The following is a 26,363-nucleotide window of genomic DNA, read 5'->3' on the forward strand; positions in this document are numbered from 1 at the left end:
GGCAAGAGCGCGAAAGTCGCGCTCATTGCCTGCATGCGGATACTGCTGATCAGGCTGAACGCCATGCTACGCGACGGTACCGAATGGCGGTGACGAATAGCATGGTGAAGACAGTTGCTCCCACAGGTTTGATGATTCCGGTGGGAGCGGGCTTGCCCCGCGATAAACGCATTACCATCCCATCGGGACAAATGCTTACTCGGTCTTCAAGCCATCAGCCGAAACGGCCTTCACACCTTCGATTTTCCTGGTGATCGCCACGGCCATATCTTTCTGTGAGGCAGTCAAGGCGACATCCGAAGACAGGGAAACCACACCTTTATTGGTCTCGACCTTGATGTCAGTGCCAGGTACGCCTTTCTCGGTCATCAGGTCAGCTTTGACCTTGGTGGTGATCCAGGTGTCAGTGGTCGCTTCTGTTGCTTTGTCTATTTCACCGGCAGCAACGGTCAGCGGCGTCTGAGCAGGCTGTTGGGCGAATGCCGCGTTAGCCAGGGTCAGCGTCAGGGTGGTGGCAGTAGCCGCAGCGATAGCGAACTTCTTCATACGAGACACTCCTGTTTTTCGAAAAGTCTGCGCCGTCAGTCCTGGCAGCAGGTGTATAACTACCGTAGCAGGGTCTGCGCCAGCTTTCTGAATTAATTATTTCCTTATAAATCAACAACTTGCTAACAACAGAAAAACCGCAATCGTGCAATTTGCAAGCCTCGGTAAAACTCTGCATGCAAGATGCAGGTCCGCAAGGCCATAGCTGCAGGCATAAAAAAAGGACCCCGGAGGGTCCTTCCTTTTTACGCTACGTTCTTAGACGCCGGATGCCTTGGCAGCAGCAACGTCCTTGATCGACAGCTTGATACGGCCGCGGTTGTCGACGTCCAGTACCAGTACTTCAACTTCCTGACCTTCTTTGAGGATGTCGGTCACTTTCTCGACGCGAGCATCGCTCAGCATGGAGATGTGAACCAGACCGTCCTTACCCGGCAGGATGTTGACGAAGGCACCGAAGTCGACGATGCGCTCAACCTTACCGACGTAGATCTTGCCGATCTCGGCTTCCGCGGTGATGCTCAGAACGCGCTGACGAGCAGCTTCAGCGGCGTCTTTGGTTTCACCGAAGATCTTGATCGAGCCGTCGTCTTCGATATCGATCGAAGCCTTGGTCTCTTCGCAGATGGCACGGATGGTCGCACCGCCTTTACCGATGACGTCACGGATCTTGTCGGTGTCGATCTTCATGGCGATCATGGTCGGAGCATTTTCCGACAGCTCGCTACGCGACTGACCGATGATCTGGTTCATCTGACCGAGGATGTTCAGGCGCGCTTCCAGGGCCTGGCCCAGGGCGATTTCCATGATCTCTTCGGTGATGCCGTTGATCTTGATGTCCATCTGCAGCGCGGTAACACCTTTGGCGGTACCAGCAACTTTGAAGTCCATGTCGCCCAGGTGGTCTTCGTCACCGAGGATGTCGGTCAGAACGGCAAACTTCTCGCCTTCTTTAACCAGGCCCATGGCGATACCGGCAACCGGCGCCTTCATCGGTACACCGGCATCCATCAGAGCCAGGGAAGCACCGCAGACCGAAGCCATCGAGCTGGAACCGTTGGATTCGGTGATTTCCGATACCACGCGGATGGTGTACGGGAACACGTCAGCGGCAGGCAGCATGGCCTGGACCGAACGACGGGCCAGACGACCGTGACCGATTTCACGACGGCCAGCACCGCCCATGCGACCACACTCGCCCACCGAGAACGGCGGGAAGTTGTAGTGCAGCATGAAGGGGTCTTTCTTCTCGCCTTCGAGGGTGTCCAGCAGCTGGGCGTCACGGGCAGTACCCAGGGTCGCAACGACCAGGGCCTGAGTTTCGCCACGGGTGAACAGGGCCGAACCGTGAGTTTTCGGCAGAACACCGACTTCGATGTTCAGCGGACGTACGGTCTTGGTGTCGCGGCCGTCGATACGTGGCTTGCCGTTAACGATGTTTTCGCGAACGGTGCGGTATTCGATTTCGCCGAAGATCTCTTTGACTTCGCCGGCCGATGGCTGACCTTCTTCACCGGAGAACCTGGCAATCGCCTGATCGCGCAGTTCGCCCAGGCGAGCGTAACGGTCGGCCTTGACGGTGATGGTGTAAGCCTGGGAAACCGCTTCGCCCAGTTCAGCGCGAATGGCGCTCAGCAGGGAAGTGTTCTCAGCCTTGGCAGTCCAGTCCCAAGTAGGCTTGGCAGCTTCGGCGGCCAGCTCTTTGACAGCCTGGATAACAGCCTGGAATTCGTCGTGGGCGAACAGTACGGCGCCCAGCATCTGGTCTTCGGTCAGCTCTTTGGCTTCCGATTCAACCATCAGCACGGCGTCGGAAGTGCCGGCAACGACCATGTCCAGGCTCGAGGCGGCCAGTTGCTCGTAGGTCGGGTTCAGCAGGTAGCCGGTGCTTTCATGGAAAGCAACGCGCGCGGCACCGATCGGGCCTTCGAATGGAATGCCGGAGATTGCCAGCGCAGCCGAGGTACCGATCATCGCAGCGATGTCCGGATCGGTCTTCTTGCTGGTGGAAACGACGGTGCAGACAACCTGCACTTCGTTCATGAAGCCTTCTGGGAACAGCGGACGGATCGGACGGTCGATCAGACGCGAGGTCAGGGTTTCTTTCTCGGAAGGACGGCCTTCACGCTTGAAGAAACCACCAGGGATCTTGCCGGCGGCGTAGGTCTTTTCCTGATAGTGAACGGACAGGGGGAAGAAGCCTTTGCCTGGATCGGCCTGTTTGGCACCGACCACGGTCACCAGTACGGTGACATCGTTGTCGACGGTGACCAATACGGCGCCGGACGCTTGACGAGCAATACGGCCCGTCTCGAGGGTAACGGTCGATTGACCGAACTGGAATTTCTTGATTACCGGGTTCACGGTTTCCTACCTTCTTCAGTGGCTCTGGGGGAACGGGTTCTTGCGAATTCTTGGGCAGCACAGGGAATCGGCCCTGAGCGCAGTCCAGATAAAACTAGAGGTTGGGAGCCTGCCCTGCCCTTGCGGAAAACCGCTCAGACGAGACAGACAGCCAACCTCATAGATACGCGCGGCGTGCTCATCGCTCCCGATGCCAGGCATCGGGAGCGAAGAATGCAACACGCCGTGCACACCACTGGTCAGGCCGCTATTAGCGACGCAGACCCAGACGACCGATCAGGGCGCTGTAACGAGTGGTGTCTTTGCCCTTCAGGTAGTCCAGCAGCTTACGACGCTGGTTAACCATGCGGATCAGACCACGACGGGAGTGGTGGTCTTTGCCGTTGGCCTTGAAGTGGCCTTGCAGCTTGTTGATGTTGGCGGTCAGCAGTGCAACTTGCACTTCTGGGCTACCGGTGTCACCGGCGGCTTGCTGGTATTCGCCAACGATCTTTGCTTTTTCTTCAACGCTGAGTGCCATCTGGCTTCTCCAAATCAAGGGAAACCGAACAAACGGTTTCCAATAGGCCAGGGACAAATCCCTGTATTTAAAAGTGAGGCGTAACCGTGCCTATTAACAGCCATCCTCTTTGCCACCAGTGCCAGGCTTTCACCTGACACTGAAGGTTTCGATCATTCCGACCGAATCAGTCGACGTGGCGCGATGCGCCCGTCTTCGCTCACTTCACCGATACCGATGAAACGACCGTTGTGATCCTGTACCCGGACCATGCCGAACTTCGGCGCGTCGGGGGCTCTGACCGGCTGACCATGCAGCCAGTAGAAAGCGCTATGCTCGGAGAATTGCAGCAGAGGCCAGTCTTGCAGGCCGCTGTCCGAAGGCATCAGGAAGCGATCAACCGCTTCGTTGCCACCTTCGGCGTGAACCGCTTCGAGTTCTTCGAGGGTCACCGTCTGCGCCAGTTCAAAGGGCCCGGCGTGCGTGCGACGCAGTTCGGCAACATAGGCGCCACAGCCAAGCATCTCGCCGATATCTTCGACCAGGGTGCGGATGTAGGTGCCTTTGCTGCAGCCGACTGACAGCCGAACACGGGTGCCTTCGCACTCGAGCAACTCCAAGCGGTTAATAGTAACAGAACGCGCCTCGCGCTCCACTACTTCACCTGCACGGGCGAGCTTGTACAGCGGCTGCCCGTCACGCTTGAGGGCCGAGTACATCGGCGGTATCTGACTGATTTCACCACGAAATTGTGGCAGGACGGCTTCAACATCGGCACGACCAACGGTCACTTCGCGGGTTTTCAGCACTTCACCTTCGGCATCGCCGGTGGTGGTGGTCTGCCCCAGCTGCATGACCGTCTCGTAACCTTTGTCGGAATCGAGCAGATACTGGGAAAACTTGGTGGCCTCACCGAAGCACAGCGGCAGCACGCCACTGGCCAACGGGTCGAGACTGCCAGTATGACCGGCCTTCTCGGCATTGAGCAGCCAGCGAACCTTCTGCAGAGCAGCGTTGGAGGTAAACCCCAACGGTTTGTCGAGCAGGATGATGCCACTGACGTTACGGCGAATACGTTTGACCTGGGCCACCGCTTACTCCTTGGTGTCCGCGGTATCAGCGGCCTGATGCTGGCTGTCTTCGGCAACAGCACGCTCGATCAGCGCCGACAGATGGGCGCCACGCGTCACGCTTTCGTCGTAGTGGAAATGCAGCTGCGGCACACTGCGCAGTTTCATTTCCTTGCCCAATTGCATGCGCAGGAAACCTGCGGCGCTATTGAGCACTTTAAGGCTTTGCTTGATGTCTTCAGCGCTGTCCTGCCCCATCACGGTGATATACACCTTGGCGTGGCCAACATCGCGGCTGACGTCGACGGCAGTGATGGTCACAAGGCCCACGCGTGGATCTTTGACTTCGCGACGAATCAGCTGCGCGAGCTCGCGCTGCATCTGATCGCCAATGCGTTGGGTACGGCTATATTCTTTGGCCATTTTTGCTACCTGTAACTAAAGCGGCAAACGCCCGACCAGGCTTGAGCCTGACCGGGCGTTGCGTTCAGAGGCGCTGGCGACCGCCTTGCGACGGGCGTTTCGCGCCTCCCATGCTCGATGCTTAGAGCGTACGAGCCACTTGGACTTTCTCGAAGACTTCGATCTTGTCGCCGACTTTGACGTCGTTGTAGCTCTTCACGCCGATACCGCATTCCATGCCGGCACGTACTTCGGACGCATCGTCCTTGAAGCGACGCAGCGATTCCAGCTCGCCTTCGAAGATCACCACGTCTTCGCGCAGAACGCGAATCGGACGGTTGCGGTAAACCACACCCTCGGTGACCATACAGCCAGCAATGGCGCCGAACTTCGGCGAACGGAACACATCACGCACTTCGGCGATACCCAGGATGTTCTCGCGAACATCGCTGCCGAGCATACCGGTCAGGGCTTTCTTGACGTCTTCAATGATGTCGTAGATCACGTTGTAGTAACGCATATCCAGACCTTCCTGCTCGACGATCTTGCGCGCACCGGCATCGGCACGCACGTTGAAGCCGAACAGTACTGCATTGGAAGCCAGGGCCAGGTTGGCGTCGCTCTCGGTGATACCACCGACACCGCCGCCGATAACACGAACCTGTACTTCGTCGTTGCCCAGGCCGCTCAGGGAGCCCTGCAGGGCCTCGAGAGAACCACGAACATCGGACTTGAGGACGATGTTGAGGGTCTTCTTCTCTTCCTGGCCCATGTTCTCGAAGATGTTTTCGAGCTTGCCGGCATGTGCGCGAGCCAGTTTGACTTCGCGGAACTTGCCTTGACGGAACAGCGCGACTTCACGGGCTTTCTTCTCGTCAGCCACTACCGACAGCTCGTCGCCAGCGTCCGGGGTACCGTCCAGGCCGAGGATCTCGACCGGGATAGCCGGACCGGCTTCTTTAACAGGCTTGCCGTTTTCGTCAAGCATGGCCCGTACTCGGCCGTAGTTAGAACCGCACAGGACCATATCGCCCTGACGCAGGGTACCGTCCTGAACCAGTACGGTAGCCACAGGGCCGCGGCCCTTGTCCAGACGCGACTCGACGACAACACCACGACCCGGGGCCGATGGCGTGGCCTTGAGCTCGAGGATCTCGGCTTGCAGCAGAACGGCTTCAAGCAGTTCGTCGACACCGGTACCCATCTTCGCGGAAACCTTGACGAACGGCGTGTCACCACCCCAATCCTCGGAGGTAACGCCTTCGACGGACAGCTCGTTACGGATGCGATCGAGGTCGGCACCCGGCTTGTCGATCTTGTTCACTGCAACAACCAGTGGAACGCCAGCAGCCTTGGCATGCTGAACGGCTTCACGGGTTTGCGGCATCACACCGTCGTCCGCCGCGACCACCAGGATCACGATGTCGGTAGCCTTGGCACCACGGGCACGCATGGCGGTAAACGCAGCGTGACCAGGAGTATCGAGGAAGGTGACCATACCGCGGTCGGTTTCCACGTGGTAGGCACCGATGTGCTGGGTGATACCACCGGCTTCGCCAGCAGCTACCTTGGCACGACGGATGTAGTCGAGCAGCGAGGTCTTACCGTGGTCAACGTGGCCCATTACGGTCACGACCGGCGCACGGGTCTCGGTCTCGCCTTCAAACTTCAACGATTCGGCCAGGGAGTCTTCCAGGGCAGTGTCGCTGATCAGAGTGACCTTGTGGCCCAGCTCTTCGGCGACCAGCTGAGCGGTCTCCTGATCGAGCACTTGGTTGATGGTCACCGGAGTGCCCAGCTTGAACATGAACTTGACCACTTCAGCGCCCTTGACGGACATCTGGTTGGCCAGGTCGGAAACCGTGATGGTCTCGCCGATCTGCACGTCACGGATAACCGGACCGGTCGGGCTCTGGAAACCATGGGCATTGCGCTTCTTCGGCTTGCCCTTGCCACGGCCACCACGACGGAAGCCATCGCTTTCTTCGTCGGTGGTACGCGGAGCGGCACGCGGGGTTGGCGCCTTTTCCTTTTCCTTGACCTTGACCGAAACGCGTGGCGCTTCGTTACGACGCTCACCGCCACGACGATCGTCGTCACGCGACTTGTCGTTGCGACGCACGTCATCTTTCTTGCGCTCGGCAACCGGTGCCGGAGCGGCGTCGGCAGACTCGATCACCGGGGCCGGAGCCGGGGCAACCGGGGCAGCGGCGGCAGGTGCTGCAGCTGGCTGGCGACGGGCTTCTTCCTCGGCACGCTGACGTGCTTCGGTGTTGGCCTTCTCACGGGCAGCGTTTTCGGCTGCGCGGCGCTCTTCCAGCTCGCGCTTCTGCTCGGCCTGGATTTCTTCCGGGCTGCGCTGAACGAATACTTTCTTCTTGCGTACTTCTACGCTGATGCTCTTGCTACCGGCAACACGCAGGGTGCTGGTGGTCTTGCGCTGCAAGGTTATCTTGCGCGGCTCTTCCACCTTCGCCTTGTGGCTGCTCTTCAAATGAGCCAGCAGAGCCTGCTTCTCATTATCGGTCACTACCTGACCGGCGTCGGTGTGCGGCAGACCTGCCTCACGCATCTGCTGCAGCAGGCGCTCTACCGGTGCAGCGACCTCTTGGGCCAATTCTTTCACCGTGACTTGCGTCATGCACTTCTCTCCTCAGGCCGCGCCTAATTACTCGAACCAGTGGGCTCGGGCGGCCATGATCAACTTGCCGGCACGCTCTTGGTCGATGCCGTCGATGTCGAGCAGGTCGTCAATCGACTGCTCGGCCAGGTCTTCGCGGGTAACTACGCCGCGCACCGCCAGTTCCATCGCCAAATCCTTGTCCATACCCTCAAGCGAGAGCAGGTCTTCGGCCGGATGGGCGTCTGCCAGCTTTTCCTCAGTAGCGATGGCTTTGGTCAACAAACGATCCTTGGCACGAGCACGAAGCTCATTGACGATGTCTTCGTCAAAGCCGTCGATGTTGAGCATTTCTTCCAACGGTACGTAGGCAATCTCTTCCAGGCTGGTGAAGCCTTCATCGACCAGCACCTGTGCCAGTTCTTCGTCGACTTCCAGCTCGTCGATGAAGTTGCGCAGGATGTCACCGGTTTCAGCTTGCTGCTTGGCCTGGATGTCCGATTCGGTCATCACGTTCAGGGTCCAGCCGGTCAACTGGCTGGCAAGACGCACGTTCTGGCCACCACGGCCAATCGCCTGGGCCAGATTGTCGGCACCCACAGCGATGTCCATGGCGTGGGCATCTTCATCGACGATAATCGCCGCGACTTCAGCCGGCGACATTGCGTTGATGACGAACTGTGCCGGGTTGTCGTCCCACAGGACGATGTCGACACGTTCGCCGCCCAGTTCACCGGACACCGCCTGGACACGCGAACCGCGCATGCCAATGCAGGCACCTTGCGGGTCAATGCGCTTGTCCTTGGAGCGTACGGCGATTTTGGCACGCGAGCCCGGATCACGGGACGCGGCCATGACTTCGATCAGGCCCTCGGCGATTTCCGGCACTTCGATGCGGAACAGTTCGATCAGCATCTGTGGCGCGGTACGCGACAGGATCAACTGTGGGCCGCGGTTCTCGGTGCGGATTTCCTTGAGCAGGGCGCGCAAGCGCACACCGACACGGAAAGTCTCGCGAGAGATGATGTCTTCACGGGCCAGCAACGCTTCGGCGTTGTTGCCCAGGTCGACGATGACGTTGTCACGGGTAACCTTCTTGACGGTACCGGAGATGATCTCGCCCAGACGCTCGCGGTAGGCATCTACCACCTGAGCGCGCTCGGCTTCACGGACCTTCTGGACGATGACTTGCTTGGCGGTCTGGGCGGCAATACGACCGAACTCGATCGACTCGATCTTTTCTTCGATCACGTCACCGACCTTCGCTTCAGGATGAGTGTCCTGAATTTTCGCCGGCCACACTTCGATCGCCGGATCGTCCAGATCCTTTTCTTCGACGACAGTCCAGCGACGGAAAGTTTCGTAGCTACCGGTGTGGCGATTGATTTCCACACGCAGGTCAACTTCGTCGTCAAAACGTTTTTTGGTTGCAGTGGCCAGAGCCACTTCCAGCGCTTCAAAAATTACGCTGGCCGGTACGCCCTTTTCGTTGGATACCGACTCAACAACCAGCAGTACTTCTTTGCTCATCGTACGCCTCGCCCTTCGCAAGCCATTGGATCCGCGCAGTCCGCGGGATCCGGCACGTCTCAGTCAAAACTGGGAATAATGTTGGCCTTGTCGATCGAATCGATCGGCAACAGGAATTCGTTGTTGTCTACCTGAACAACCACGTCCTGATCCTCCACGCCACGGAGAAGGCCCTGAAAGTTACGACGACCTTCAAAGGGCGTACGCAGCTTGATCTTCACTTGTTCGCCGGCATGCGAAGCAAACTGTTCCAAGGTGAACAGTGGGCGATCCATGCCAGGAGAGGACACTTCAAGGGTGTATTCGGAACTGATCGGATCTTCGACATCGAGGATCGCGCTAGCCTGGTGACTGACTTTTGCGCAGTCATCAACCAGTACGCCATCTTCTTTATCAATATAGATACGCAGGACCGAATGTTTGCCTTGAGAGATGAATTCGATCCCCCAGCATTGATAGCCAAGAGCCTCGACCACCGGGGCCAACAAGGCCTGCAACTGTTCTAGCTTGCTCGACACCTGAACCCCCTCGTGCATGCTATGCAAATAAAAAATGGGCAAAGCGCCCATCCCTGATACGCCGTTGAATACCGGCGTTATGACTGTTCAGCCAAGAAAAAGCCCCTGCAAAAGGGGCTCCGCTGAAACTGGTTGCGGGGGCTGGATTTGAACCAACGACCTTCGGGTTATGAGCCCGACGAGCTACCAGACTGCTCCACCCCGCGACAAAGCTGGGGCGAAAGTATACGACCGAACCCTGTTAGGGTCAATCTAACCTCCACCTACAAGAAAGCCCGCTGTAGCGGGCTGTCTTGTTTCAATTGGTACCGAGAAGGGGACTCGAACCCCTACACCCTATGGGCACAACCACCTCAAGGTTGCGTGTCTACCAATTCCACCACCTCGGCAATACTACTTTGAAACCCGTTACTTCTGCTCTTTAGCGGGAGGAACATCGCCAGTGTTAGTGGCTTCGCTCTTCTGCTCCTGGAGCACCGGTACATCATCTGTTGCCGGTTTTTGCTGCTTCACTTCAAGTACCGCTGGATCTGGCAACCCTACCTGAGTCAGCTCATGAGCTTTCTCTTTAGCAAAGTATCCTAACCCAAGAGCAGTTAAGAAGAAAGAGGCAGCTAGTATAGCAGTAAACTTACTCAGAAAGGTAGCAGAACCTTGGCTTCCGAACACAGTATTTGAAGCACCTGCGCCGAAAGATGCACCCGCTTCCGCACCTTTACCCTGTTGCAGCAACACCAGCACTACCAAACCCAGTGCGCCCAACAGATGCAAAACAACGATCACTGTTTCCAGCATTTTTCAGTTTCCTGCGGCGCGACAAATTGCACCGAATTCGTCTGCGTTCAGAGAAGCCCCACCAATCAGGCCCCCATCGATATCCGGCATGCCGAACAGTTCAGCCGCATTGGCCGCCTTCACGCTGCCGCCGTATAGAAGCCGCACATTCTTCGCGACTTCCGGGTTCTTTGCCGCAAGCTGCTCGCGAATGGCCTTATGCACATCCTGAGCCTGCTGTGGCGAGGCTGTCAGCCCTGTACCGATGGCCCATACAGGCTCATAAGCAATCACCGCACTGGCGAAGACATCAACACCGAACGCTTCGATGACGCTGTCCAGCTGACGCCCGACAATCTCAAGCGTTTTACCCGCTTCGCGCTCTTCGAGGGTTTCCCCTACACAGAGCACTGGCTTCAAACCACAAGCCTGTGCCGCAGCGAACTTGCGATTGAGGACTTCGTCGTTCTCGCCAATGATCTGGCGGCGCTCGGAGTGCCCAATCAGTACCAGCTCGCAACCTGCCTCAGCCAGCTGGCTCGGTGCAACTTCACCGGTCAGCGCGCCTTGCTCAGGCTGTACCGCAGAATTCTGAGCGCCAACGGCGATCGACTTACCCTGCAACCCATCAATCACCTGATTGATGTACAGCGAGGAAGGAAACACCGCGACCTCAACACCGCTCGGCAAGGCCTGACTACTCAAGTCCTTGATCAGCTCAGCGACGCTGGCGCGGGTACCGTGCATCTTCCAGTTACCAGCTACCATAGGGCGACGCATGCTGTACCTCGTCGGTCAAAGTGGGCGCAGATGTTACCCAACCCGATCACTGCTGGCAAGCGTATTTCAAACGCAAACTTCACTTACCAGTTTTGCCAGGGCTTCGGCGTGGGCGCGAACCTGACTTTCGTCATCGCCTTCGACCATTACTCGCACCAATGGCTCTGTTCCGGACTTGCGCAACAACACACGACCACGCCCGGCCATTTCCTCGGTTACCCGGGCAGAGGCCTCCTTGACTGCCGGATGCGCCAAAGGGTCGACCTTGCTGGCGCCAAAGCGCACATTGATCAACACCTGCGGGCATTTGCGCAGGGCCTGGCGAGCCTGAGCCAGGGTTTCGCCACGTCGCTTGAGCGCCATCAGCACCTGCAGCGCTGCGATGATTGCGTCCCCTGTGGTGGTATGGTTGCAGCACACCACATGGCCGGAGTTCTCACCACCGATGACCCAATCGCGCTCGAGCAGCTCAGCCATTACGTAACGGTCTCCGACCTTGGCGCGCACAAACGGAATGTCGAGATCCTTGAGTGCCAGCTCCAGACCGAGGTTACTCATCAGCGTACCAACGACCCCGCCCTGCAATTTGTCACGCTCATGCAGGTCTCGGGCGATGATGAACAGCAGTTCGTCACCATCTACGATCGCACCGGTATGGTCGACCATCAGCACCCTGTCACCGTCGCCGTCAAAGGCAATACCCAGGTCGGCATGACCGACCAGCACCGCCGCCTGCAGCGACTCGATATGGGTTGAACCGCAGTTTTCGTTGATATTCAGGCCGTCCGGCTGCGCCGAGAGCACCGTAACTTCGGCACCGAGCTCGCGAAACACGCTTGGCGCCACCTTGTAGGTCGCACCATGAGCGCAATCGATCACCAGTTTGAGGCCGGCAAAATCGGTACTGGTCGGCACGCTGCTCTTGCAAAATTCGATATAGCGCCCGGCAGCGTCATTGATTCGCGACACCTTGCCCAGCTTGCTCGACTCGACAACCGTCATAGGCTGATCAAGCAACTCTTCGATCATCAACTCGACTTCGTCGGGCAACTTGGTGCCCTGACCGGAGAAAAACTTGATGCCGTTGTCGTCATGCGGATTGTGCGAGGCACTGATAACAATACCTGCCTCGGCATGAAAAGTTCGGGTCAGGTAGGCAATGGCGGGGGTAGGCATTGGCCCGAGCAGCAGCACATCTGCGCCTGCGGCGGACAAGCCGGCCTCCAGGGCCGACTCGAACATGTAGCCAGAAATACGCGTGTCCTTGCCAACCAGAACCCGGCAGGCACCTTGCTTGCGAAAGGCCATGCCTGCCGCCCAGCCGAGCTTTAACATGAAGTCAGGGGTGATGGGGTACTCACCGACACGGCCACGAATACCGTCGGTACCAAAATATTTTCTGCTCATAGATGCTCCATCACGCTTATTCGGCGGCTTGAACCGCTGCAATCATCCGCACTACATCGGCGGTTTCGGCGACATCGTGAACACGCAGGATGCTCGCCCCCTTGGTCATCGCCAGTGCAGCCAGGGCAAGGCTGCCATAGAGCCGCTCTCCGACCGGACGCCCAAGGGCCAGGCCGATCATGCTCTTACGCGAAACACCCACCAGCAAGGGACGCCCCAGCCGATACAGCGCTTCCATGTGTTTGAACAGGCTAAGATTGTGCTCCAGCGTCTTGGCAAAGCCGAAACCCGGATCGAGGATAATCCGCCCGGCCTCGATACCGACTGCTGCACAAGCCCTGATCCGCTGTTCAAGATAGCTCGCTACCTCGGCGGTGACATCCTGATAATAGGGGTTGTCCTGCATGTCGCCCGGCTCGCCGCGCATATGCATCAGACACACCGGCAAACCGGTGGCTGCGGCGGCGTCCAGAGCGCCGTCACGACTGAGCGAGCGCACATCATTGATCAGCCCGGCACCGAGCCTGGCCGACTCGCGGATGACCGCTGGCGTCGAGGTATCAACCGAGATGATCACATCGAGCTCACGATTGATAGCTTCGACGATCGGCGCAACGCGCTCCAGCTCTTCAAGCGCAGACACCGCTCGAGCACCAGGGCGAGTGGACTCGCCACCGACATCGACCAGGGTCGCGCCGGCAGCCACCATCGCCTCGGCATGACGCAATGCCGCATCACGCTGGGTGAAACGACCGCCATCGGAGAAGGAATCGGGAGTGATATTGAGGATACCCATGACATGGGTACGGGACAAATCAAGAACCCGGTTGCCGCAAGGCAACCGGGTTGGGTACTGCTGTGACGTCATAAGAGCCCTTAGATTTGCGCGGCCGGCCCGCCAATCGGCGATTCAGGGCGATCACTCTGCTGTGCAGGCGTACCCGAACCATCTTCCCAGTCACGCGGCTCGCGCGGAGTACGACCCGCCATGATGTCGTCGATCTGCTCGGCATCAATGGTCTCGTACTTCATCAACGCATCAGCCATGGCGTCGAGCTTGTCGCGGTTTTCCGTAAGGATCTGCTTGGCGGTGGCGTAGCACTGATCGATGATGCTGCGCACCTCGGAGTCGATCAGCTTGGCCGTTTCGCCCGAGACGCTGGCGTGCTGAGAACCGGCGCTGCGACCCAGGAACACTTCACCTTCTTCTTCGGCATACATCAGCGGCCCGAGTTTTTCCGACAGGCCCCACTTGGTGACCATGTTCCGGGCAATCTGGCTGGCACGCATGATGTCGTTGGAAGCACCGGTAGTCACACCGTCGAAGCCAAGGGTCATTTCCTCGGCGATACGGCCGCCGTACAGCGAGCAGATCTGGCTGATCAGCGCACGCTTGGACAGGCTATAACGGTCTTCCTCAGGAAGGAACATGGTGACACCCAGGGCGCGACCACGCGGAATGATCGACACCTTGTAGACCGGATCATGCTCAGGCACAACACGACCAACGATGGCATGACCCGCTTCGTGATAAGCAGTATTGCGCTTCTCTTTCTCGGACATGACCATGGTTTTGCGCTCGGCACCCATCATGATCTTGTCTTTGGCCAGCTCGAACTCTTTCATTTCGACGACGCGCTTACCACCTCGAGCAGCGAACAGCGAGGCTTCGTTGACCAGGTTGGCAAGGTCGGCGCCGGAGAAACCAGGCGTACCGCGGGCGATAACCGCAGGGTTGACGTTGTCGCCGACGGGCACTTTGCGCATGTGTACTTTGAGTATCTGCTCACGACCGCGAATGTCCGGCAAGCCAACCACAACCTGACGGTCGAAGCGGCCAGGACGCAACAGCGCCGGGTCGAGCACATCAGGACGGTTGGTCGCAGCGATGACGATGATACCGTCATTCATCTCGAAGCCATCCATCTCCACCAGCAACTGGTTGAGGGTCTGCTCGCGCTCGTCGTGACCGCCACCCATACCGGCACCACGATGGCGACCAACGGCATCGATTTCGTCGATGAAGATGATGCACGGTGCGTGTTTCTTGGCCTGTTCAAACATGTCGCGAACACGGCTGGCGCCCACACCGACGAACATTTCGACGAAGTCGGAACCGGAGATGGTGAAGAACGGTACCTTGGCTTCACCAGCAATGGCCTTGGCCAGCAGGGTTTTACCGGTACCCGGTGGGCCGACCATCAGCACACCACGAGGGATACGGCCGCCCAGGCGCTGGAACTTGCCTGGATCGCGCAGGAACTCTACCAGCTCGCCAACCTCTTCCTTGGCTTCGTCGCAACCTGCGACATCGGCCAGCGTGGTCTTGACCTGGTCTTCGGATAGCAGACGCGCCTTGCTCTTGCCGAAACTCATCGGCCCGCCCTTGCCGCCCGCACCACCTTGCATCTGGCGCATGAAGAACATGAATACGGCAATGATGACCAGGATCGGGAAGCTGGCGACCAGCAGCTGGGTCCAGATGGACTGTTGCTCAGGCTGCTTGCCTTCAACCACGACGTGGTTGTCGACCAGATCACCGATCAGGCCGTTGTCCTGGATGGCCGGACGGATGGTCTTGAAGCTGTCGCCATCGGTCCGCTTGCCGGTGATGACATAGCCATCGACCGCTACGCGCTCGACCTTGCCATCCTTGACCTGCTGAATGAAGTCGGAATAGTTGAGGGTCTGTGGCTCATTCGGGCTGGAGAAGTTGTTCATCACTGTCACCAGGACAGCCGCGATGATCAACCACAGGATCAAGTTCTTTGCCATATCGTTCAATTAGCTACCCTCTGAAGCCGGCTGACGGCGCAGCCGTGCCTCGCATGATATTCACCGGCCTAACTTACTACATAACCTACACATCTGCAGGCGCCGTCTGTAACCCTTTGTGAAACCTAGACTACACGATGTTCATCCAGGTCAGGCAGGACAGTCGATTGGAAAAAACTATCGGACACCCTGAAAGCCACCGGCCTGAAGCCTTACTCGCCGCGATAACCCCTCGCCAGCAAGTACTGCTCGCGGGAGCGATCCCGCGAAGAATCAGGCTTGATCATCTGAACCTTGTCGAATTTCTGACGAGCGTCCTTCAGATAGACGTCAAACCCTTCGCCCTGGAAAATCTTGATCAGGAAATCCCCACCCGGCTTGAGTACTCGGCTCGCCAGATCAAGGGCCAGTTCACACAGGAACATGGACTTGGGGATATCCACAGCGGGCGTACCACTCATATTGGGGGCCATATCGGAAATCACAAGGTCTACGTGTGAATTACCGACCGCCGCAAGGATCTGCTCCAGCACTTCGTCCTGGGTGAAGTCGCCTTGAACAAAGGTAACGTCCGGAATACTGTCCATTTCCAGGATGTCCGAGGCGATCAGACGGCCCTGACCGCCAATCAGACGACTGGTCACCTGCGACCAGCCACCCGGCGCCGCACCGAGATCGACTACGCTCATACCAGGGCGGATAATCCGGTACTTTTCCTGAATTTCCAGCAATTTGTAGCTCGCTCGCGAGCGATAACCATCCTTTTGCGCCTTTTTGACGTAAGGATCGTTGAAGTGTTCTTTCAGCCAGCCAAGGCTTGTCTTGGAACGCGCCACTGGGCACCTCGATGATTAGGGTCGTGATTAACTGGGCGGATCCACGGGCCCTCGGGTAAAATGGCCGCCATTTTTACAGAATCAGACACAAGGGTCAGATTATGCCGCTCAATAACGAGCAGAAGAAACAGTACAAATCCATTGGCCACGATCTGAAACCAGTTCTGATTGTGGCAGGCAATGGGCTGACTGAGGGCGTTATCGCCGAACTCGAACGCGCTCTGGCCGATCACGAACTGATCAAGGTCGAGATTCGTTCGGAAGATCGGGAAGAACGTGCCGCCGCTATCGCCGCACTGTGCAAAGCCGGTCGCGCCGAACTGGTACAGACCATCGGCAAAAAGGCGCTGATCTATCGCCGCAACCCACAGCCGAACAAGCAACTGTCGAACATTCATCGCTACAAGTGATGTTCGCCGCGGTCAGTGGCGCGCCCTGCGCGCCCTGCCCGGCACCGGCTGCATGACCAGCAGCAAGCCGGCAAGACCCAATACCAGGTAGCAGAACAGCTGCCAGCGCAATTCCCCCGGCATGCCCACGCGCAAGGCGAAATACGCCACGCACGCCAGCATTGCCATCGACAACAACTGCCCCCGCATGTCCCGCCACAGGCTGGCCAGGCCCTGCGCCTGAATCAGCACCAGTGCCTGCACGCCTGCGCAAAACGCCGCAAACGCCACCAGCAACGATGCCATCAGGCTGCCAATGTCTTCGATCAGCAGCGGCGCCAGGCCAATCTGCCCCAACGCCGGCAGCAGACCGAAATGCAGCATCCACAGGCCCCCAACCCAGAACACCTGGGCCAGTTGCCAGATTGCCGGGGCGGCAGCAAAGCCCCGGCGACGGTCAGATGTGTTTGACTTCGACAATCTCGTACTCGACCGTACCGCTTGGCGTCTTGATCACCACGGTATCACCCTCTTCCTTGCCAATGATGGCGCGAGCGATCGGAGCACCGACCGAGAGTTTGCCTTGCTTGACGTCCGCTTCGTCCTCACCAACGATCTGGTAAGTCACCTGCTCGCCGGTCTCAGTGTTTTCCAGGTCCACGGTGGTGCCGAAAATAACCTTGCCGGTGTGGGCGATGGTGGTGACGTCGATCACCACCGAGTTCTGCAGACGGCCTTCGATATCGCGAATACGCGCCTCGACCATACCCTGCTCTTCACGGGCAGCGTGGTACTCGGCGTTTTCCTTGAGATCGCCCAGCTCGCGAGCCTCACCAATGGCTTGACTCAGGCGCGGACGTTCGGTCTTGCTCAGGAAAAGGTGCTCTTCCTCCAGGGCGCGAGCGCCCCGGACGGTCATCGGGTACTTGGTAATGCTCATGCTTTGAGTCCTGCATGCAGATCCTGCAAACGGCGAACGGTCTTTTCCGGACCAAACTTCAGCGCTTCGCAGATGGCTTCACCGGCCGCAATGGTGGTGGTGCAGTAAATCTTGTGCTGCAACGCATTGCGACGAATCGAGTAGGAGTCGGCGATCGACTGGCGGCCTTCGGTGGTGTTGATGATCAGCGACACTTCGTCGTTCTTGATCATGTCGACCACGTGCGGACGACCTTCGGTCACCTTGTTCACGCGACGCACTTTCAGGCCAGCCGCTTCGATCACCTTGGCGGTACCGACGGTGGCAACCACTTCGAAGCCCAGGGCGATCAGGTCACGAGCAACACCGGCCACTTGTGGCTTGTCGTCGTCACGCACGCTGATGAACGCAGTACCGCCGGTCGGCAGCACTTCGCTGGCACCCATCTGGGCCTTGGCGAACGCTTCACCGAAGCTGTCGCCGACACCCATGACCTCACCGGTGGATTTCATCTCTGGGCCGAGGATCGGGTCAACACCCGGGAACTTGGCAAACGGGAACACCGCTTCTTTGACGCTGTAGAAGTTAGGAATGATTTCCTTGGTGAAACCGATTTCTTTCAGCGATTTGCCCGCCATGACGCGCGCGGCAATCATCGCCAGCGAAGTGCCGATGCACTTGGAGACGAAAGGCACGGTACGCGAAGCGCGCGGGTTGACCTCGATCACGTAGATCTTGTCGCCCTGCAGCGCCAGCTGGACGTTCATCAGGCCGACAACACCCAGCTCCAGGGCCATTTTCTTGACCTGCTCGCGGACTTCGTCCTGAACATGGGCTGGCAGCGAGTACGGCGGCAGCGAGCAAGCCGAGTCACCGGAGTGAACACCGGCTTGTTCGATGTGCTGCATGATCGCGCCGATCACCACGTCCTTGCCGTCGCAGACCGCATCCACGTCCATCTCGATGGCGCAGTTGAGGAAGTGGTCGAGCAGTACCGGGCTGTCGTTGGACACCTGCACCGCTTCACGCAGGTAGCGCTTGAGCTCGTCCAGTTCGTAGACGATTTCCATCGCACGGCCGCCCAGCACGTAGGACGGACGCACCACCAGCGGGTAACCGATAACACCGGCAGCACGAATCGCTTCGTCTTCGCTGCGCACGGTGGCGTTTGGCGGCTGCAGCAGGTTCAGGCGCTGAACCATCTGCTGGAAACGCTCACGGTCTTCAGCACGATCAATGGCGTCAGGGCTGGTACCGATGATCGGTACACCGGCCTCTTCCAGGGCACGCGCCAGTTTCAGCGGAGTCTGGCCGCCGTAGTGGACGATCACGCCTTTTGGCTTCTCGACGCGAACCACTTCCAGCACGTCTTCCAGGGTCAGCGGCTCGAAGTACAGACGGTCGGAGGTGTCGTAATCGGTGGAGACGGTTTCCGGGTTGCAGTTGACCATGATGGTCTCGTAACCGTCTTCACGCAGCGCCAGTGCCGCGTGTACGCAGCAGTAGTCGAACTCGATACCCTGACCGATACGGTTTGGACCGCCACCGAGGATCATGATCTTGTCGCGGGTCGACGGGTTGGCCTCGCACTCTTCCTCGTAGGTCGAGTACAGGTAGGCGGTGTCGGTGGCAAACTCGGCGGCGCAAGTGTCGACGCGCTTGTAGACCGGGAACACTTCCAGCTTGTGACGGTGGCGACGCAGGTTCTTGTCGGTGATACCCAGCAGCTTGGCCAGACGCTGGTCGGAGAAGCCCTTACGTTTCAGACGCAGCATCAGCTCCTTGTCGATCGCCGACAGGGCCAGGGTCTTGACCTTCTCTTCTTCCTTGATCAGGTCTTCCATCTGCACCAGGAACCAGTGGTCGATACCGGTCAGGGCGAAGATTTCGTCACAGGTCATGCCCGAGCGCATGGCGTCAGCCACGTACCAGATACGCTCGGCGCCCGGCACGGTCAGTTCGCGCTTGAGGATGCTGGCAGCGTCAGGGCTGGCCAGGTCGACTTTCGGGTCCAGGCCGCATACGCCAACTTCCAGACCGCGCAGGGCTTTCTGCAGGGATTCCTGGAAGGTCCGGCCGATGGCCATGACTTCACCCACGGATTTCATCTGGGTGGTCAGGCGAGCGTCGGCTTTCGGGAATTTTTCGAAGGCGAAACGTGGCAGCTTGGTAACGACGTAGTCGATCGACGGCTCGAAGGAAGCCGGGGTGCGGCCGCCGGTGATGTCGTTCTGCAGCTCGTCGAGGGTGTAACCGACAGCCAGCTTGGCGGCGATCTTGGCGATCGGGAAGCCGGTGGCTTTCGATGCCAGGGCCGAGGAACGCGATACCCGCGGGTTCATCTCGATCACGACCATGCGGCCGGTATCCGGGCAGATACCGAACTGCACGTTGGAACCACCGGTCTCGACACCGATTTCACGCAGCACCGCCAGCGAGGCGTTGCGCATGATCTGGTATTCCTTGTCGGTCAGGGTCTGTGCTGGAGCCACGGTGATCGAGTCACCGGTGTGCACGCCCATCGGGTCGAAGTTTTCGATCGAGCAGACGATGATGCAGTTGTCCTTTTTGTCGCGGACGACTTCCATCTCGTACTCTTTCCAGCCGATCAGCGACTCGTCGATCAGCAGCTCTTTGGTCGGCGACAGGTCCAGACCACGGGCGCAGATTTCTTCGAACTCTTCACGGTTGTACGCAATACCGCCACCAGTGCCGCCCATGGTGAAGGACGGACGGATGATGCACGGGAAGCCGAGCTTCTCGAGCACCGCGTTGGCTTCTTCCATGCTGTGGGCGATACCCGAGCGCGGGCACTCCAGGCCGATGGCCTTCATGGCGGTGTCGAAGCGCGAACGGTCTTCAGCCTTGTCGATGGTGTCGGCGTTAGCGCCGATCATTTCCACGCCAAATTTCTCCAGAACGCCTTCGCGCTCCAGGTCCAGGGCGCAGTTCAGCGCAGTCTGGCCACCCATGGTTGGCAGCAGCGCATCAGGGCGCTCTTTTTCGATGATCTTGGCCACTGTTTGCCATTTGATCGGCTCGATGTAGGTGGCGTCGGCCATGGCCGGGTCGGTCATGATGGTGGCCGGGTTGGAGTTCACCAGGATGACGCGATAGCCTTCCTCGCGCAGGGCCTTGCAGGCCTGGGCGCCGGAGTAGTCGAATTCGCAGGCCTGGCCGATCACGATCGGGCCAGCGCCGAGAATCAGGATGCTTTTAATGTCTGTACGTTTTGGCATGGGTTGTCACTCAATTCCGCAGGTCAGTCGGCAAGCCGCATTGAACAATCGTGGGGCGGCACCTGAACGCGGCTTGCACCGGTCCAGGGCCTTCTCGCCAGGTGCTCAGCGGCGCTTGGCCATGGCATCGATGAAACGGTCGAACAGAGGCGCGACATCCGTCGGGCCCGGGCTGGCTTCAGGGTGACCCTGGAAGCTGAACGCGCTCTTGTCGGTGCGCTCGATACCTTGCAGGGTACCGTCGAACAGCGACTTGTGGATGGCACGGACATTACCCGGCAGGGTTGCTTCATCGACCGCGAAACCGTGGTTCTGGCTGGTGATCATCACCACACCGGTGTCCAGGTCTTGGACCGGGTGGTTGGCACCGTGGTGGCCATGACCCATTTTCACGGTCTTGGCACCGGAGGCCAGGGCCAGCAGCTGGTGACCGAGGCAGATACCGAACACCGGGATCTCGGTTTCGAGAATGTCCTTGATCGCCTGGATCGCGTAGTCGCATGGCTCCGGATCGCCAGGGCCGTTGGACAGGAACACGCCATCCGGATTGAGTGCCAGGACTTCGCTGGCCGGGGTTTGCGCCGGCACCACAGTCAGGCGGCAGCCGCGGGCAACCAGCATGCGCAGGATGTTCAGCTTGACGCCAAAATCGTAGGCAACCACGTGGTACGGCAGCTCGGCAGCCTCAATGGTCGCGTGACTGTCGGTTTTCAGCTCCCAGACACTGGAGCGCCATTCGTAGCTGGACTTGGTGCTGACAACTTTCGCCAGATCCATGCCCTTGAGACCAGGGAAACCGCGAGCGGCGGCGATTGCAGCCTCTTCGCTGATGTTGTCGCCGGCCAGGATGCAGCCGTTCTGCGCGCCCTTCTCACGCAGGATGCGCGTCAGACGACGCGTGTCGATACCGGCGATCGCTACTACGTTGTTGGCTTTGAGGTAGTCAGGCAGCGACTGCTTGTTGCGCCAGTTGCTCGCAATCAGTGGCAGGTCGCGAATCACCAGACCGGCCGACCAGACACGATCGGACTCGGCGTCTTCCGGCGTGGTGCCGGTGTTGCCGATGTGCGGGTAAGTCAGGGTAACGATTTGCTGCGCATAGGAAGGGTCAGTCAGGATTTCCTGATAGCCGGTCATTGCGGTGTTAAACACCACCTCACCAACGGTTTGTCCGTCGGCTCCAATGGCTTCACCGCGAAAAATGCTGCCATCGGCAAGGGCGAGTATGGCTGGCTTAGTCAAGAAGACCTCCCGTAAATCTAGCCTGAAGGGGCGATCGCAGGTTGCAAAAAAGCGGAATGACGTATAGATACGTCACCCCGCTTTCTTAATCGAATTATCTGCGCGCTTTTAGTGGACACACTAAAGCTGTAGCTTACAGAAAAACGCTTTTTTGGTCTACCACTGATGTGCCTGAAAGACGCAGGAATGCGACAGGGCGCATTGGGAGGGCATTGTGGGAGCGGGCTTGACCCGCGATAGCGATGTGACAGGCAAACCGCAATCGCGGGTCAAGCCCGCCCCCACAAGGGATGTGACGCAGGTCAACGCAGGTCGAGCACGTCCTGCATGTCGTACAGGCCAGGCTCACGCCCGTCCAGCCACAGGGCGGCACGTACCGCGCCCTTGGCAAAGGTCATACGACTGGAAGCCTTGTGAGTGATCTCCAGGCGCTCTCCCTCGGCAGCAAACAGCACGGTGTGATCACCTACCACATCACCAGCACGCACGGTGGCAAAACCGATGGTCTGACGATCACGGGCACCGGTCTGACCTTCGCGACCATAGACCGCCACTTCCTGCAGATCACGCCCCAACGCATTGGCGACAACTTCGCCCATGCGCAGCGCAGTACCCGACGGCGCATCGACCTTGTGCCGATGGTGAGCTTCGATGATCTCGATGTCGACATCGTCACCCAATACCCGAGCCGCCATATCCAGCAGCTTGAGACTGAGGTTGACACCAACGCTGAAGTTGGCGGCGAAGACAATCGGAATGTCCTTGCCCGCCTCAGCCAGCAACTGCTTTTCTTCGACACTGAAGCCAGTGGTGCCGATGATCATGGCCTTGCCCGCCTTGCGGCAGAACGCCAGGTTCTTCAGGGTTACCGACGGGTGTGTGAAGTCGATCAGCACGTCGAACTCGTCAGCAACCTTGGCCAGATCGTCGGACAGCAGTACGCCGATCCGGCCCAGCGCCGCCAACTCACCAGCATCAGCACCGACCAGCGAACTGTCCGGACGATCGATCGCCGCGGTCAACCCGGCACCCGGGGTTTGCTGCACCGCCTCGATCAGGGTCTTGCCCATGCGCCCTGCCGCACCCATTACCGCTATACGTCGCATGCCCTATTCCTTCTTACAAGTCGCCGAAGAAGCGCTTAACGCCTTCGAACCAGCCATTGGCTTTCGGCGAATGGGAACTGTCGCCTTCCAGCGAATCGCGCAACTCTTCGAGCAGCTCACGCTGGCGACGACTGAGATTGACCGGTGTTTCCACCGCAACACGGCACATCAAGTCACCCGCCCCACCACCGCGAACAGGTGCAACACCTTTGCCACGCAGACGGAACTGTTTGCCGGTCTGGGTACCTTCCGGAATCTTCAGCTTGACCCGACCATCGAGGGTCGGCACTTCCAGCTCGCCACCCAAGGCGGCATCGGTGTAGCTGATCGGCACTTCGCAGTACAGGTGCTTGCCGTCACGCTGGAAGATCGGGTGTTCGCGCACGTTGATCACAACGTACAGATCACCGGTCGGACCACCATGAGAACCGGCTTCACCCTCACCGGACAGACGGATACGATCACCCGTATCAACACCGGCCGGCACCTTGACCGAAAGGGTCTTGTACTCTTCGACACGACCTTCGCCGTGGCAGGAACCGCACGGATCAGTAATGATCTTGCCCTGGCCATGGCAACGCGGGCAGGTCTGCTGAACAGAGAAGAAGCCTTGCTGCATGCGCACCTGACCAATACCACCACAGGTCGGGCAGGTCGAAGGCGACGAGCCCTTCTTGGCCCCGGAGCCGTCACACGGCTCGCAGTTGACCAGTGTCGGCACACGGATATTGACCGTGGTACCACGCACCGCCTCTTCCAGATTCAGCTCCAGGGTGTAGCGCAGGTCGCTGCCACGCTGGGCGCCACCGCGCGAACCACCACGGCCGCCACCGAAGAAGTCGCTGAACACGTCACCGAAAATATCGGAGAAGTTCGCGCCACCAAAGCCGGCACCGCCGCCACCCATGCTTGGGTCAACACCGGCATGACCATACTGATCATAGGCGGCGCGCTTGCTGGCATCGGAGAGCACTTCGTAAGCCTCGTTGGCTTCCTTGAATTTCTCTTCCGACTCTTTGTCATCAGGGTTACGGTCCGGGTGATGCTTCATCGCCAGGCGGCGATAGGCCTTCTTCAGGTCCGCTTCACTGGAGCCGCGCTCAACTCCCAGAACTTCGTAATAGTCACGCTTTGCCATAAGTCTTTTGCACTCTTGAGGACGTTCGGCAAACCTCTGCGCATTCCGCGCTGTGCCGCCAGCACCCGCCTGTTTCGCCTCCAGAAGGCCTGACAGATGCTGTAAAAATTCGGGTATTGCAGACACGCCAACGCGGGAGCAAGCCCCCGCGCGGCGACATCCTACCAGCCAACCGCTAGAAAGCAGTCAACCGGCCGACAACCTGTAGCAATTACTTGTTGTCTTTGACTTCTTCGAACTCAGCATCGACGACGTCGTCGTGCTTAGCTTCTTCGGCCTGCTGCGCGTCAGCCTGTGGCTTGTCGCCCTGTTGCTCGGCGTACATCTTCTGAGCAACCGGAGCCGACACTTTCGACAGCTCTTCGACCTTGGCGTCGATGACAGCCTTGTCGTCGCCCTTGATCGCAGCTTCCAGCGCCACAACAGCAGCTTCAATCGCGGTTTTCTCTTCGGCAGTGACCTTGTCACCTGCGTCAGCGACCATCTTGCGAGTCGAGTGAACCAGTGCATCACCCTGGTTACGGGCAGCGGCCAGCTCTTCGAACTTGCGGTCTTCTTCCGAGTTCGCTTCGGCGTCACGGATCATCTGCTGAATTTCTTCATCCGACAGACCGGAGTTGGCCTTGATCACGATCGACTGAGTCTTGCCAGTCGCCTTGTCTTTGGCGCCTACGTGCAGGATGCCGTTGGCGTCGATGTCGAAGGTTACTTCGATCTGTGGCACGCCACGTGGTGCTGGTGGAATCTCGGCCAGGTCGAATTTGCCCAGGGACTTGTTCTGTGCAGCCTGCTTGCGCTCACCCTGCAGCACGTGAATGGTCACAGCGCTCTGGTTGTCATCGGCCGTCGAGAACACCTGCGACTTCTTGGTCGGGATGGTGGTGTTCTTCTCGATCAGCGCGGTCATCACGCCACCCATGGTTTCGATACCCAGGGTCAGCGGGCTGACGTCCAGCAGCAGTACGTCCTTGACGTCACCAGCCAGTACCGCACCCTGGATAGCAGCACCCATGGCCACGGCTTCGTCAGGGTTGACGTCTTTACGCGCTTCTTTACCGAAGAAATCGGTAACCGCTTTCTGTACCAGCGGCATACGGGTCTGACCGCCGACCAGGATCACGTCGTCGATCTTGCTGACGTCGATACCGGCGTCTTTCATGGCGATGCGGCAAGGCTCGATGGTGCGCTGAACCAGGTCTTCGACCAGTGACTCCAGCTTGGCGCGGGAGATCTTCACGTTCAGGTGCTTAGGACCGGTGGCATCTGCAGTGATGTACGGCAGGTTGACGTCGGTCATCTGGCTCGAGGACAGCTCGATCTTGGCCTTTTCAGCGGCTTCTTTCAGGCGCTGCATGGCCAGCGGGTCACCCTTGAGGTTCATGCCGCTTTCTTTCTTGAACTCGTCGACGAGGTAGTCGATCAGGCGAATGTCGAAGTCTTCACCACCGAGGAAGGTGTCACCATTGGTGGCCAATACTTCGAACTGGTGCTCGCCATCAACTTCGGCGATTTCGATCACCGAAACGTCGAAGGTACCACCACCGAGGTCATAAACGATCACGGTGTGATCACCTTTGGCCTTGTCCATACCGTAGGCCAGAGCGGCTGCGGTTGGTTCGTTGATGATACGTTTTACGTCCAGACCGGCGATGCGACCGGCATCTTTGGTGGCCTGACGCTGACTGTCGTTGAAGTAGGCCGGAACGGTGATGACCGCTTCGGTAACAGGCTCGCCGAGGTAGTCTTCGGCGGTCTTCTTCATCTTTTTCAGGATCTCGGCCGAGATCTGTGGCGGCGCCATTTTCTGGCCGTTGACTTCGACCCAGGCGTCGTTGTTGTCAGCCTTGACGATCTTGTACGGCACCATCTGGATGTCTTTCTGCACGACGTCTTCTTCGAAGCGACGGCCGATCAGACGCTTAACCGCGTACAGGGTATTGTGAGGGTTAGTGACAGCCTGACGCTTGGCCGACTGACCAACCAGGATCTCGCCATCGTTGGCGTAAGCGATGATCGACGGCGTGGTACGCGCGCCTTCAGCGTTCTCGATAACCTTGACGTTGCCGTTTTCCAGGATGGAGACGCAGGAGTTGGTGGTCCCCAGGTCGATACCGATGATTTTACCCATGTTAACTCTCCCGAAACTTGAATTTGGTTGCCGCAGCAGTACTGGCTAACTGCGGTAATACTTGAATGCTTGACACCTAGA

22 protein-coding genes and 2 tRNA genes are annotated in these 26,363 nt (G+C 58.7%); 1 reads left to right on the forward strand and 23 read right to left on the reverse strand.

The genetic code is table 11. The features are described 5' to 3' along the window. Window positions 1-195: 195 nt before the first annotated feature. The 16 genes from C6382_RS21970 to rlmE all read right to left on the reverse strand — a co-directional run bounded on the left by C6382_RS21970 (window position 196) and on the right by rlmE (window position 16,121). Complete coding sequence (locus C6382_RS21970) at window positions 196-546, reverse strand: BON domain-containing protein (RefSeq protein ID WP_107026427.1); 351 nt, start codon at window positions 544-546, stop codon at window positions 196-198. A gap of 258 nt (window positions 547-804) precedes the next feature. Beyond that, window positions 805-2,910 carry a polyribonucleotide nucleotidyltransferase gene (gene pnp, locus C6382_RS21975; RefSeq protein WP_107026428.1) on the reverse strand — a complete coding sequence of 702 codons (2,106 nt, stop codon included), beginning with the start codon at window positions 2,908-2,910 and terminating at the stop codon, window positions 805-807. A gap of 250 nt (window positions 2,911-3,160) precedes the next feature. Continuing rightward, window positions 3,161-3,430: a 30S ribosomal protein S15 gene (gene rpsO, locus C6382_RS21980; RefSeq protein ID WP_010222985.1), complete on the reverse strand. Its 270-nt coding sequence runs from the start codon at window positions 3,428-3,430 to the stop codon at window positions 3,161-3,163. A 152-nt stretch (window positions 3,431-3,582) separates the two neighbouring features. Next, window positions 3,583-4,500, reverse strand: coding sequence for a tRNA pseudouridine(55) synthase TruB (gene truB / locus C6382_RS21985; RefSeq protein ID WP_038606780.1), 918 nt, complete (start codon window positions 4,498-4,500; stop codon window positions 3,583-3,585). A gap of 3 nt (window positions 4,501-4,503) precedes the next feature. After that, window positions 4,504-4,902 carry a 30S ribosome-binding factor RbfA gene (gene rbfA / locus C6382_RS21990; protein ID WP_107026429.1) on the reverse strand — a complete coding sequence of 133 codons (399 nt, stop codon included), beginning with the start codon at window positions 4,900-4,902 and terminating at the stop codon, window positions 4,504-4,506. 121 nt (window positions 4,903-5,023) lie between these two features. Beyond that, complete coding sequence (gene infB / locus C6382_RS21995; RefSeq protein ID WP_107026430.1) at window positions 5,024-7,522, reverse strand: translation initiation factor IF-2; 2,499 nt, start codon at window positions 7,520-7,522, stop codon at window positions 5,024-5,026. A gap of 27 nt (window positions 7,523-7,549) precedes the next feature. Further along, on the reverse strand, window positions 7,550-9,031 hold the full coding sequence (gene nusA, locus C6382_RS22000; protein ID WP_107026431.1) for a transcription termination factor NusA: 1,482 nt from the start codon (window positions 9,029-9,031) through the stop codon (window positions 7,550-7,552). A 59-nt stretch (window positions 9,032-9,090) separates the two neighbouring features. Beyond that, the gene (gene rimP / locus C6382_RS22005) at window positions 9,091-9,549 is read right to left on the reverse strand and encodes a ribosome maturation factor RimP (protein WP_158262118.1); all 459 of its coding nucleotides are present in this window, start codon (window positions 9,547-9,549) and stop codon (window positions 9,091-9,093) included. Between the two features lie 129 nt (window positions 9,550-9,678). Then, window positions 9,679-9,755: transfer RNA gene (locus tag C6382_RS22010), tRNA-Met, on the reverse strand. 97 nt (window positions 9,756-9,852) lie between these two features. Next, a tRNA-Leu gene (locus C6382_RS22015) sits at window positions 9,853-9,938 on the reverse strand. A 19-nt stretch (window positions 9,939-9,957) separates the two neighbouring features. Further along, window positions 9,958-10,344 carry a preprotein translocase subunit SecG gene (secG, locus tag C6382_RS22020; RefSeq protein ID WP_107026432.1) on the reverse strand — a complete coding sequence of 129 codons (387 nt, stop codon included), beginning with the start codon at window positions 10,342-10,344 and terminating at the stop codon, window positions 9,958-9,960. 3 nt (window positions 10,345-10,347) lie between these two features. Next, the gene (gene tpiA / locus C6382_RS22025; RefSeq protein WP_107026433.1) at window positions 10,348-11,103 is read right to left on the reverse strand and encodes a triose-phosphate isomerase; all 756 of its coding nucleotides are present in this window, start codon (window positions 11,101-11,103) and stop codon (window positions 10,348-10,350) included. 66 nt (window positions 11,104-11,169) lie between these two features. After that, a complete protein-coding gene (gene glmM, locus C6382_RS22030; RefSeq protein ID WP_107026434.1) occupies window positions 11,170-12,510 on the reverse strand; it encodes a phosphoglucosamine mutase in 1,341 nt (446 codons plus the stop codon). A 16-nt stretch (window positions 12,511-12,526) separates the two neighbouring features. Beyond that, window positions 12,527-13,378 (reverse strand): dihydropteroate synthase, encoded by an 852-nt coding sequence (gene folP, locus C6382_RS22035; protein WP_107026435.1) that lies wholly within the window; start codon window positions 13,376-13,378, stop codon window positions 12,527-12,529. An 8-nt stretch (window positions 13,379-13,386) separates the two neighbouring features. Then, window positions 13,387-15,285: an ATP-dependent zinc metalloprotease FtsH gene (gene ftsH / locus C6382_RS22040; protein ID WP_107026436.1), complete on the reverse strand. Its 1,899-nt coding sequence runs from the start codon at window positions 15,283-15,285 to the stop codon at window positions 13,387-13,389. 212 nt (window positions 15,286-15,497) lie between these two features. Next, window positions 15,498-16,121 (reverse strand): 23S rRNA (uridine(2552)-2'-O)-methyltransferase RlmE, encoded by a 624-nt coding sequence (gene rlmE / locus C6382_RS22045; protein ID WP_107026437.1) that lies wholly within the window; start codon window positions 16,119-16,121, stop codon window positions 15,498-15,500. Window positions 16,122-16,222: 101 nt separating this feature from the next. Here rlmE and yhbY point away from each other — a divergent pair, with 101 nt between their 5' ends. After that, window positions 16,223-16,531 (forward strand): ribosome assembly RNA-binding protein YhbY, encoded by a 309-nt coding sequence (gene yhbY, locus C6382_RS22050; protein WP_038606752.1) that lies wholly within the window; start codon window positions 16,223-16,225, stop codon window positions 16,529-16,531. A 12-nt stretch (window positions 16,532-16,543) separates the two neighbouring features. Here the strand turns inward: yhbY and C6382_RS22055 are convergent, their stop codons facing one another. From C6382_RS22055 to dnaK, 7 genes are all read right to left on the reverse strand, one after another. Further along, window positions 16,544-16,990, reverse strand: a complete 447-nt coding sequence (locus C6382_RS22055) for an MFS transporter (protein ID WP_178082822.1) — start codon at window positions 16,988-16,990, stop codon at window positions 16,544-16,546. Continuing rightward, entirely contained in the window at window positions 16,968-17,450 is a 483-nt protein-coding gene (gene greA, locus C6382_RS22060) for a transcription elongation factor GreA (RefSeq protein WP_178082823.1), read from the reverse strand. Before greA ends, C6382_RS22055 begins: the two co-directional genes overlap by 23 nt. Further along, on the reverse strand, window positions 17,447-20,668 hold the full coding sequence (gene carB, locus C6382_RS22065) for a carbamoyl-phosphate synthase large subunit (RefSeq protein WP_107026439.1): 3,222 nt from the start codon (window positions 20,666-20,668) through the stop codon (window positions 17,447-17,449). Before carB ends, greA begins: the two co-directional genes overlap by 4 nt. Window positions 20,669-20,773: 105 nt before the next feature. Then, window positions 20,774-21,910 carry a glutamine-hydrolyzing carbamoyl-phosphate synthase small subunit gene (gene carA, locus C6382_RS22070; protein WP_010222969.1) on the reverse strand — a complete coding sequence of 379 codons (1,137 nt, stop codon included), beginning with the start codon at window positions 21,908-21,910 and terminating at the stop codon, window positions 20,774-20,776. Between the two features lie 302 nt (window positions 21,911-22,212). Further along, the gene (gene dapB, locus C6382_RS22075) at window positions 22,213-23,016 is read right to left on the reverse strand and encodes a 4-hydroxy-tetrahydrodipicolinate reductase (protein ID WP_107026440.1); all 804 of its coding nucleotides are present in this window, start codon (window positions 23,014-23,016) and stop codon (window positions 22,213-22,215) included. A gap of 13 nt (window positions 23,017-23,029) precedes the next feature. Then, entirely contained in the window at window positions 23,030-24,154 is a 1,125-nt protein-coding gene (gene dnaJ, locus C6382_RS22080; RefSeq protein WP_107026441.1) for a molecular chaperone DnaJ, read from the reverse strand. 211 nt (window positions 24,155-24,365) lie between these two features. After that, window positions 24,366-26,282 carry a molecular chaperone DnaK gene (gene dnaK, locus C6382_RS22085; protein WP_107026442.1) on the reverse strand — a complete coding sequence of 639 codons (1,917 nt, stop codon included), beginning with the start codon at window positions 26,280-26,282 and terminating at the stop codon, window positions 24,366-24,368. Window positions 26,283-26,363: the final 81 nt, after the last annotated feature.

It is taken from the genome of Pseudomonas sp. BBP2017, from assembly GCF_003024385.1.
Lineage (GTDB): Bacteria > Pseudomonadota > Gammaproteobacteria > Pseudomonadales > Pseudomonadaceae > Aquipseudomonas.

Bases quoted from the DNA above. Each gene is read 5' to 3' on its own strand.
- dnaJ (WP_107026441.1), bottom strand. From the start codon at position 24,154: ATGGCAAAGCGTGACTATTACGAAGTTCTGGGAGTTGAGCGCGGCTCC.
- glmM (WP_107026434.1), bottom strand. From the start codon at position 12,510: ATGAGCAGAAAATATTTTGGTACCGACGGTATTCGTGGCCGTGTCGGT.
- infB (WP_107026430.1), bottom strand. From the start codon at position 7,522: ATGACGCAAGTCACGGTGAAAGAATTGGCCCAAGAGGTCGCTGCACCG.
- C6382_RS21970 (WP_107026427.1), bottom strand. From the start codon at position 546: ATGAAGAAGTTCGCTATCGCTGCGGCTACTGCCACCACCCTGACGCTG.
- ftsH (WP_107026436.1), bottom strand. From the start codon at position 15,285: ATGGCAAAGAACTTGATCCTGTGGTTGATCATCGCGGCTGTCCTGGTG.
- dapB (WP_107026440.1), bottom strand. From the start codon at position 23,016: ATGCGACGTATAGCGGTAATGGGTGCGGCAGGGCGCATGGGCAAGACC.
- nusA (WP_107026431.1), bottom strand. From the start codon at position 9,031: ATGAGCAAAGAAGTACTGCTGGTTGTTGAGTCGGTATCCAACGAAAAG.
- secG (WP_107026432.1), bottom strand. From the start codon at position 10,344: ATGCTGGAAACAGTGATCGTTGTTTTGCATCTGTTGGGCGCACTGGGT.
- rpsO (WP_010222985.1), bottom strand. From the start codon at position 3,430: ATGGCACTCAGCGTTGAAGAAAAAGCAAAGATCGTTGGCGAATACCAG.
- yhbY (WP_038606752.1), top strand. From the start codon at position 16,223: ATGCCGCTCAATAACGAGCAGAAGAAACAGTACAAATCCATTGGCCAC.
- dnaK (WP_107026442.1), bottom strand. From the start codon at position 26,282: ATGGGTAAAATCATCGGTATCGACCTGGGGACCACCAACTCCTGCGTC.
- rbfA (WP_107026429.1), bottom strand. From the start codon at position 4,902: ATGGCCAAAGAATATAGCCGTACCCAACGCATTGGCGATCAGATGCAG.
- folP (WP_107026435.1), bottom strand. From the start codon at position 13,378: ATGACGTCACAGCAGTACCCAACCCGGTTGCCTTGCGGCAACCGGGTT.
- carB (WP_107026439.1), bottom strand. From the start codon at position 20,668: ATGCCAAAACGTACAGACATTAAAAGCATCCTGATTCTCGGCGCTGGC.
- tpiA (WP_107026433.1), bottom strand. From the start codon at position 11,103: ATGCGTCGCCCTATGGTAGCTGGTAACTGGAAGATGCACGGTACCCGC.
- greA (WP_178082823.1), bottom strand. From the start codon at position 17,450: ATGAGCATTACCAAGTACCCGATGACCGTCCGGGGCGCTCGCGCCCTG.